We start from the raw sequence: 8,947 nt of genomic DNA, 5'->3' as shown, positions 1-8,947 counted from the left end.
GATTTCCCGTTCTCGCGCCGCGGTCCGCGCGGCGGCGCCGAGGTAGCAGGCCGGTCCGGCCGGTTCGGCTCGGCCGGCCAGCCCACCCACCCGCCAGCTGCCGTCGGCACTCAGCCGATCACCGTCATCGTCGGGGGACCCGGTGTCGTGCCACGCGATGCCGGCGAGAACACCTCGCACGACGTCCGGTTCGACAGCGCAGGCATCATCGGGTTCGAGGACCGCCAGCAGGCTCGGGCCGCGCGCCGCCCCACCGGAACCCAGCTGGACGTCAGCGAGCAGCCGACCGTCGACGGTGTCGACCTTGCCATCCGCGGCCACCCACGCGTCCAATAGCCCAGACGCGGCAGCAGCGGCTTCCAGCCGGGCGAGCACGTCACCGTCCAATCCGGCGACGGGGTTGACCAGCCGCCACAGCGGCGCACCAGACTTGCCATCGGGCCCCGGGCGCTCCCGCCTGGCCCACAGCGTCGGGGCCGGCGGAGGGAATTCCGTTCGGGCCCGAACCCGTTCGAGCTCGCTGTCCACTTCCTGTCGCCGGGCCAACACCGGAGAACGCTCCAGGCGCAGCGCTTCGGCACGGCCAGCTGTCTCCCGCCGCATTCCAGCGACGTGGTTCCGCATTTTGTCCACCACCGACGCACCCGGACGGGTGGCACCGCTCTCCGCGTCGAACACGGTCAGCTCGCCGATCTGGTCGCACCAATCCTCGACCAGCGTGGCGGGACAGGTGACGACCACTACAGCTTCGGCCCAGCCGCGAATCTGCTGCCGCAGCATCTCGGCGTCTCGCTCGACTTGCGCCGCGGCCTGCGCCTCGTCGTCCTGTGCCGCCGCCGCATCCTGCTCGGCTGCCTGCACCAGCTGACCAGACCGTTCGGCGTGGCGTTCGACGGCCGCGTGGTCATCGTGCAGCGAGCCGAGTCGTTCGAAGCGCTCCAGCCGTGTCTGGTGATCGGCAATCAACGCGTCGAGATCTCGTCCCGGCAGGTGCGCGTCCACCGACGCCGCCAGTCCCGCCGACCGCGCGGCCTCCCGCACGGAAGCCTCCTGCTCAGCCACCCGTCCCCGGATGTCGTCGGCCTTCTCCTCGGCCCTGTCCCGCCACTCTTTGGCCGTTGCGGATGCCTGTTCGGCGTCCGCCGACCGCCGCTCGGCCGCAGTGACCTGACCCTGCAGGCTGACGACGGCGCTACGAAGCTCCTGCACCCGCTGACTCGCCGCCACGGCGTCGTGGTAGGAGGCGGATTCCAGGAGTTCCCGCAGCTGCGTGTCCCCGTCGCCTTCCCGCCGCTTGGCCTCGGCGAGTTCGCCCTGAGCGGCCGCAACCTGGCGCTTCGCCTCCGCCAGCGTCTTCTCCGCCTCGTTCCTGTCGCGGGTGGTGTTGTCCAGTGCGGTGGTGGCTTGGGTGAATTCGTCGGCCCGCTGCCGCAGCACGGCCCGCGCCCACGGCCGCCACCCTTCCCTGACGAACCGCACGACGGCCACCGCCGCCTGCTGCGTCTGCTCCACTGCCCCGCGCAGCGCCTCAAGATGGTCCCACCCCTCGGCGAGCTGGGTCACCTCGTGAGTAGCCAACGGCGGCAGCGCCTCCCGCAGCGTCTCTTCAAGCAATGTCGGGCTTAACCGTTCACCCAGCTTCGGCTTGCGCAGCTGCTTGAGCAGATCGGTGAGGTTGTCGTAGGAGGCCGCGGAAAGGCCAAACAGCTCATGGCCCAACCGCTCTCGGTAGACCGCCGCGCTGCCCGGCAGATACACGCCGTCGAGCTTCCGCAGCTCCTTCTGTTCCAGGGCGCGGCCACCGACCGCCAGCTGCAACTCCTTGCCGGGCCGCAGCCCGGTGACGAACTGCCAGGTGGTGACGCCGGTGGTTCCGGTTCCTCGCCGTGCACTCATCCCCATGCCGCAGACAAAGAATCGGGCCTCGCCGTCGTCCAGCCGACCGAACTCCGCCCAGGCATAACCCAGACCGGAGTCGGCCGGTGGTCGCGGGTCATCGCCCTCCCCGGTAGGCAGCAGGTTGAAGCGCATGGTGCGGTGCTGGGAGCCGAACGGGTCGAGCACCGACGGACTGACCTCGCCCCGCAGCAACATCAGAGTGGAGACCTCAAGCACCTTCGTCTAGCCTGCGCCGTTGCCGCCCCGGAGCACCAGCCGGCCATCTGCGAACCAGAATTCGGCGTCGTCGTACTCCCACAGACCGACGATGCCCACCCGCAGCGGCTGCCAGCGGTCGCGGTGCGGCTCGGGCAGTCCACCGTCGAGCGCGGCGGCAAGCCACTCGTGTCCCCAGGCAGAAGTGGTCATGGCGTCTCATTCTCGCCGAGCCGCGCCGTGACCGATACCACCGACGGGTTGCGGAACCGGGCCGACGGCGGCGACAGCCACCACCCGCCGTCGACTTCGGGACGCAGCAAATCCAGTGCGCGCAGCAGGTCGACCGCGCGGTCGCGCATCGCGAAATCGGTCTCCAGCTCCTTGGTCAAGGCTTTCGGGTACCGGAAGCGCACCTCGGCCACGGCCTGCATCAGCTGGTCAGCGCTCACCCGCCCACCCGCGTCGGCCAGGGTTCGGAGCTCGTCCAGCACCATCAAGCTGGCGAAATCGACTGCCCGCAGCCGGGGGAACGGCAGGTCCGTGTCCGCCTCCTCCGATGCGATCAGGGCGAGTCCCTCCGCCCGCTGCTCGACGATCCAGCCGGTCATCTCGGCGCACCAGGCGACGATGCGGTGGCGTTGATTGGCCAGATACGCGCGTTCGGCCTCCCCGAGGTCGCCGATCAAGCAGACCGGCAACTCGATCAGCCGGCGCATCACCACGTAACGGCTCGTGGCATCCGTCGCCGCCGCGGCGTCGCGGTTATCGACGTGCTCGCCCAGCGCCGCAGACAGCGCGACCGGATCAACCAGCCGAAGCAGCAGCTGCCGCACCACCTCATACGCGCCGCCGACGGCATCCTTGTGGTGGGCCCAGCCCTCACGGCGGTCCTCGTCATTTCGGTCGACCGGTCGCAGCACTCCGGCATTCACCAGCAAGCCGACCGCTTTGACGAACTGCGATCGGTCGACGAAGCGGTCCGCGTCATACTCCGCAAGACCGACGTCATCGCGGCGGGTGAGAACCCGAACCCGGTCGGAGAGTTCCTGGGTCGTGGTGAGATCCTCGGCGTCCTCGGCGACCGCCGCGGTCAGGACGGCGAGGGTGAGCACGCGGCGTCCCGGCGCTGCGTACCGGTGCGGCGCCACCACGTCGTTGCCGATCGGCCGTCGGAACAACCGAGCCGCAGACTCGGTGACCACCAGGTCGTAGTCGAGCCGGGTCTTGAACCAGTCCACCAGGACCGGCCGGTGACGAGCATTACGAACCAGGGCGAACAGCTCGGGATAACGCCAGCGATCCAGCACCGGGTGAGCGAGCAGGCCGGTGAAGGCCCGCTGGCGCTCGGCGGTGTCGCGGGTCATCGCAGTGACTCCAGCTCGAATCGCCAGTTGACTGCCGCCAGCTGGCCGCGCGGGCTGGGCAACGACACCGTCGACGGCCCGTCGGTCGGCGCGGTCAGCGTCACCCGCCACCGCCCGTCCCCGGTCACGCCGGTACGCGATGCACCACCGTCGGCACGTGCGATGGCGAGGAATTCCAGCAGCAGGTCGAGTTCGGCTTGCGACAACGAGTCCCACCCGTCGAACCGCGTCCCCGAGCGTTGCCGCAATGCCGCCTCGGCCTCGGCTCGAGCGGCCGCGCCGGCCGCCCTGGCCCGTCGCGCCGCCGCACGGCCCGCCGAGAAGTCGGGGACCTGGGCACGTCGGCCCACCGCGGCGCGCACCCCGTGCTCGCGGAACCGGGCCGTCACCGGGGCCGGCGGTGCATCAGCCCAGGAGCGGCTATGGTCGTCGGCCGCGTCGGACGGCAACAACAGGTGCCGTGCCGCGAACAACCCGGTGGCGATATCCCAGAGCCGACAAGCGGTTTCGCCGTCGGGCGCCCGCTCGATCGCTCGCGCCAGACGCAGCAGCTCCGTCCGGCGGGTCACCGTGCCACCGGTGTCCATCAGGATGTGCATGTTGCGGGCCCACGGTGTTACCAGGTCGCGCAGCTGCCGCCGCAGCCGCCGGGCCTGCCCCTCGCTGCCTTCGAACCAGGCCGTCAGCGCCGACCACGTCCGTTGCCAGCGCTCGGCCTGCCGGGCGATCTGCTCGTCATCGGCGTCCTCGACCGCCGCGCGGCAGCAGGCCCGCCACACCGACTCGGTGAGCGACTGGGCGCACTGCGTCATCAAAGCCGCGATCCGCGGGCTGTGCACGTCGACCTGCTCACCCCACATGCCGATGTAGGAGCGCAACGTGCGCCACAACACTTCCTGCTTGTCCGGGTCTGGACCACCGGACAGGGCGTGCGCCAGACTGCGCTGCCAGGTCCGCGCCGCGGTCGCCATGCCGTGGTGCAGGCTGATGACCACCTGGTATTCGGTTGCCGCATCCCGGTAGCGCCGGTCCTTGATCGCGTCGGCGAACATTGTGAGTCGGTCGTGAATCGCGCGGGGTGCCAGCGTCAGATCGGCGGCGGACGCCTCCTCGGCGTGCAGGTCCTCGGTCCAAAACGTGTGCAGTCGTGCCGCTTTCGGCGTGAGCTGATAGCGGTCTCGCTTGCGCAAGAAGTCCTCACCGGTCCGTGCCGGCTCCTGCCACCGGATCAGCACCCCCCACCGAACCAGCCGCTCCAGGCGCGCTTCGAGGTTGAATCGGTCCTCCGCCACCATGTCCGCGACGGTGTCGGCGGGAATTCGCTCAGCCAGATACGCCGCGACGCGCGCACGGACGTCGTCGTAGGACAAGCCGGTCAAGCTGGTGTCCTGTGCCTCGAGCAACACGTCGATGACCGCCCGATACTGCGCCGCGTATTTCACCACCAGGTACGCAGGAACGAGATCGGGGCCAGGCAGGTAGGACGCCCAGTGATCGACCGGCCCGCCCTCGGGCAGTTCGTCGTCCTCCACTCGATTCACCTCCCGCCACGTCGTTCAGGGTAGGGACCACCGCCGACATCGGTGCGACGGCCCACCTCGACCGGGGATCAGACCGCGACCACCCGAATCAGTTGCTCGAGCCCGGAGAAGTCCTCGGCGTTTCGACTGTAGAGGTCGAGCCGATTGGCGTGCGCCGTCGCGGCGATCAAGAGGTCGGCGAACCGGCCTCGCGGCTGTCGTCCGTCCCGCACCACCGCGGCAACGACCAGCCCGTAACTCCGCACGGCGGCATCGTCGAACGCGATGGGCTCCAGCCTCGATTCCACCTCCTGCAACCGGGCCTGGCGCTTGGCCGCTTCGACGGCTGTCGTGGCCAGCAGCGGGCCGGCGGCCAGCTCCGCGGCGGTGATCGCCGAGATCGCCACCTCGTCGGGGAGTGCGGCGACGACCTCCGGGTCGTGCCAGTCGACGACGACCGAGGTGTCCAACAGGCCCGATGTCAGCTCAGACACCCTGGTCGATCACCCGGTCGAGATCGGCGCGGAACCGACGATGGTCGATGCGCACCGGCGTGCCCGCCAGCGCGGCGACTTCGGCGCGCGGGATGAAGGTGCGGCGAGCGGACCGCAACGGGCGGAGCTCGGCCACCGGCTCGCCATTGCGCGTCACGACGAACGCCTCGCCCGCCACCACCGCGTCGATCACCTTCGCATTGTTGTTGCGCAGGTCACGCTGAGCGATCGTCTTGGCCATGCGACAACCGTAGCAAGGCGCGCTACAGCATGCTACAGGGTGCTAGGAGTTGGTGACCAGCGTCAGCTCCATCAGCTTGATCGCCTGACTGCACGCGTCGATGCCCGGTACCTGCGGGTTGACCCACCAGCCGACCACCCCGGCCGCGTCGCTGGCCACCCCGCACGAGCCGTTCGGGTCGTCGGGCCGCATCACGATCGACCGGATCCCGGCGATGGCCCGGTTCTCGACCCGGTAGTTCAGGTACTCGGCGACCGTGCGTTCGGTGTCCAGGCTGTCCTGTTCGAACCAGAACCGGGTGATGTCGATCAGCCCGGCGGGGTTGGCCGCCTGCCAGCGGCAGATCGCCCCGACGAAGGTGCTCTGGATGTCACGTTCGTCGGCGCCGACGGTCTTGGCCAGCACGTCCTTGGTCAGCACGTCGCACTCTTTGAGCAGGTTCGGATACTTCTTCAACGGGTTCTGGTTGCGCGGCAGGTCACCGACGCCCACCTTCACCGCGGTGCCGGCCACCTGCCGGGAGCAGCCGGTGACCGTCACCAGCGCAGCGAGCACGGCCAGCGCCACCGCACCGAGCCGACGGGTCATTTCGAGTTCGCAATCGTCTGCCGGGACAGCTCCCGGGCCACGTCGCACGGGTTCGGGTAGGGCTTCTGGGCGAAGCTGATCGACCACTCGAAGAAGTCGTCGGCGAACTGGATCCCGATCTCGCACAGGCTGTCGTCCGCGGCCGTGTCGGCGCCGATCGCGATGAAACCGCTGTGGCCGTCGATGGTGATGTCCTCGACCCGGGGACGGGTCAGCTCCTCGGTCTTGCGTTCCCGCCCGATCGGGCTGCCGCGATACCAGGAGAAGGAGAAGTGCGGGCCCCTGATGCCGCCATGGAGCAGCCACTGGCAGCCCACCGAGTTCTTCGCCGTGCCGATCAGGCCGGCCACCTGGGTGAGCTGGGTGACGGTCTCGTCGCTGACCCCGCCGCACTGCGGGAACATCGGCCCGTGGCTGCCCTCCTTGGGTCCGTGCGCCGTCGGGCCGTTGCCGGGCTCGCCGGCCGAGCCGGAGCCGTGGCAGCCGGCCAAGACCGCGGTCGCCGCCGACAGCGCCAGCACCGCCAGGTTTCGCCGCACCGTCATCGGCGCTCTCCGCTGATCACACGATGCACTGTAGCCGCAGCGCCGCCGGCGAACCACGACGCACGGAGTGACCAGTGCCTTGTGTCCGGTTTGTGTCGGCACCCGGCATCGGATCGTGTGCGACAGTTACCAGATGCTCCTGGCGCTGCTGCGCCGCCACCTGCGGCCGTACCGCCGGCCGGTCGCGGCCATCATGCTGCTGCAGCTGGTCGGCACGCTGGCGTCGCTGTACCTGCCGACGATCAACGCGACGATCATCGACGACGGGATCGCCCGCGGGAACACCGCCGTGATCGTGCGGCTCGGGGCGGTGATGCTGGCGGTGACCGGATTCCAGGTGCTGTGCGGCATCGGCGCCCTCTACTTCGGATCGCGCACCGGGACCGGGTTCGGCCGCGACCTGCGCTTGGCGATGTTCACCCACGTCACCGGCTTCGCCGCGGACGAGACGGCCCGGTTCGGGGCGGCGTCGCTGCTCACCCGCACCACCAACGACGTCCGGCAGATCCAGCTGCTGGTGCAGCTGGGCACCACGACCCTGGTCACCGCGCCGATCATGAGCGTCGGCGGGGTGTTGATGGCCGTCCACCAGGACGCCGCGCTGTCCTGGCTGCTGGTGGTCAGCGTGCCGGTGCTGGCGCTGGCCAACTACGCGATCGTGCGGCGGATGCTGCCGGTCTTCCGGCAGATGCAGCGGCTGGTCGACGGCATCAACCGGGTGCTGCGCGACCAGCTGGCCGGCATCCGGGTGATCCGTGCCTTCGCTCGCGAGCCCGTCGAGCGGGACCGGTTCGCCGCGGCCAACACCACACTGTCGGGGACCGCACTGGCCGTCGGCAACCTGCAGGCGCTGATGCTGCCCGCCACCACCCTGATCATCAACGGCTCCAGCGTGGCGCTGATCTGGCTCGGCGCGCTGCGCGTCGACGCCGGCCGGATGCAGGTCGGATCGCTGGTGGCGTTCCTCTCCTACTTCGCGCTGATCCTGATGGCGGTGCTGATGGCCACCATGGTGCTGACAATCCTGCCGCGGGCCTCGGTCTGCGCCGAGCGGATCGGCGAGGTGCTGGCCACCCGGCCGGCGGTGACCGCGCCCGCGCATCCGGTGACACCGCGCGGCGGCGGCCTGCTGGAGCTGTCCGGGGTCGGCTTCCGCTACCCGGGGGCCGACCAGGCGGTGCTGCACGACGTCTCGCTGACCGCGCGGCCGGGCACCGTCACCGCGGTGGTGGGCAGCACCGGTGCCGGCAAGTCCACCCTGGTCTCGCTGATCTGCCGGCTGCGCGACGTCACCGGCGGCAGCGTGCGCATCGACGGTGTCGACGTGCGCGACTGCGACCCCGAGCGGCTGTGGTCGCGGATCGCGCTGGTGCCCCAGCGCGGCTATCTGTTCTCCGGCACCGTCGCCGACAACCTGCGGTACGGCGCGGCCCCGGGGCAGCCGGTCACCGATGAGCAGCTGTGGGAGGCGCTGCGGGTCGCCGCCGCCGACGGGTTCGTCGCCGCCCACCCCGACGGGCTGGCGATGCGGGTGGCCCAGGGCGGCGTGAACTTCTCCGGCGGGCAGCGACAACGGCTGGCGATCGCCCGCGCGGTGATCGGCCGGCCGGACATCTACGTCTTCGACGACGCGTTCTCCGCGCTGGACACCCAGACCGACACCCGGGTGCGCGCGGCCCTGCGGCAGGTGGCCGCCGAGGCGACGGTGATCGTCGTCGCCCAGCGGATCTCCACCGTCGCCCGGGCCGATCGGATCGTCGTCCTCGACGACGGCCGGGTGGTCGGCGCCGGCAGCCACGACCGGCTGATCGCCGACTGCCCCAGCTACGCCGAGTTCGTCGACTCCCAGTCGGTGACCGCCCGGGTGGGTGGACCGTCATGACCGTCCCGGCGCGGATGCGACAGCACCCGACGGCGCGATCCGGCGACCTCGCCGGGGTGACGCTGCGGCTGCTGCGGCGGCTCGTCCCGCAGCGCAGGCTGGCCACCGCGGTGATCGCGCTGTCGCTGGGCGGTATCGCGCTCGGGGTGGCCGGACCGCGGATCCTCGGCCACGCCACCGACCTGTTGTTCAACGGCGAAATCGGCCGCGGCCTGC

General features: G+C 70.5%; 8 protein-coding genes and 2 pseudogenes. 2 read left to right on the top strand and 8 right to left on the bottom strand.

Annotation, left to right across the window (positions count from 1 at the left end; all coding sequences use genetic code 11):
• The 8 genes and pseudogenes from AC2VNT_RS01595 to AC2VNT_RS01560 form a co-directional block, all read right to left on the bottom strand.
• Window positions 1-2,094, bottom strand: a pseudogene (locus AC2VNT_RS01595) (TIGR02680 family protein); the annotation flags it as partial.
• 27 nt (window positions 2,095-2,121) lie between these two features.
• Window positions 2,122-2,307, bottom strand: coding sequence for a hypothetical protein (locus AC2VNT_RS01590; protein WP_486945192.1), 186 nt, complete (start codon window positions 2,305-2,307; stop codon window positions 2,122-2,124).
• On the bottom strand, window positions 2,304-3,461 hold the full coding sequence (locus tag AC2VNT_RS01585; protein WP_486945191.1) for a TIGR02678 family protein: 1,158 nt from the start codon (window positions 3,459-3,461) through the stop codon (window positions 2,304-2,306). Before AC2VNT_RS01585 ends, AC2VNT_RS01590 begins: the two co-directional genes overlap by 4 nt.
• Window positions 3,458-5,002, bottom strand: a complete 1,545-nt coding sequence (locus AC2VNT_RS01580; RefSeq protein WP_486945190.1) for a DUF2397 domain-containing protein — start codon at window positions 5,000-5,002, stop codon at window positions 3,458-3,460. Before AC2VNT_RS01580 ends, AC2VNT_RS01585 begins: the two co-directional genes overlap by 4 nt.
• A 68-nt stretch (window positions 5,003-5,070) precedes the next feature.
• Entirely contained in the window at window positions 5,071-5,475 is a 405-nt protein-coding gene (locus AC2VNT_RS01575; protein ID WP_486945189.1) for a PIN domain-containing protein, read from the bottom strand.
• The gene (locus AC2VNT_RS01570; protein ID WP_486945188.1) at window positions 5,468-5,716 is read right to left on the bottom strand and encodes a type II toxin-antitoxin system Phd/YefM family antitoxin; all 249 of its coding nucleotides are present in this window, start codon (window positions 5,714-5,716) and stop codon (window positions 5,468-5,470) included. Before AC2VNT_RS01570 ends, AC2VNT_RS01575 begins: the two co-directional genes overlap by 8 nt.
• Window positions 5,717-5,758: 42 nt before the next feature.
• Window positions 5,759-6,304 (bottom strand): DUF3558 domain-containing protein, encoded by a 546-nt coding sequence (locus AC2VNT_RS01565; RefSeq protein ID WP_486945187.1) that lies wholly within the window; start codon window positions 6,302-6,304, stop codon window positions 5,759-5,761.
• Window positions 6,301-6,849: a DUF3558 domain-containing protein gene (locus AC2VNT_RS01560; RefSeq protein ID WP_486945186.1), complete on the bottom strand. Its 549-nt coding sequence runs from the start codon at window positions 6,847-6,849 to the stop codon at window positions 6,301-6,303. The genes AC2VNT_RS01565 and AC2VNT_RS01560 overlap by 4 nt, the downstream gene beginning before the upstream one ends.
• A gap of 133 nt (window positions 6,850-6,982) precedes the next feature.
• On the opposite strand from AC2VNT_RS01560, the gene AC2VNT_RS01555 reads away from it, so the two are divergent.
• The gene (locus AC2VNT_RS01555) at window positions 6,983-8,731 is read left to right on the top strand and encodes an ABC transporter ATP-binding protein (protein WP_486945185.1); all 1,749 of its coding nucleotides are present in this window, start codon (window positions 6,983-6,985) and stop codon (window positions 8,729-8,731) included.
• A pseudogene (locus AC2VNT_RS01550) lies at window positions 8,728-8,947 on the top strand (ABC transporter ATP-binding protein); the annotation flags it as partial. The gene AC2VNT_RS01555 and the pseudogene AC2VNT_RS01550, both read left to right, overlap by 4 nt.

Source organism: Mycobacterium sp. TH-M15 (genome assembly GCF_057473705.1).
This window is presented reverse-complemented; position numbering and strand designations above follow the sequence as displayed.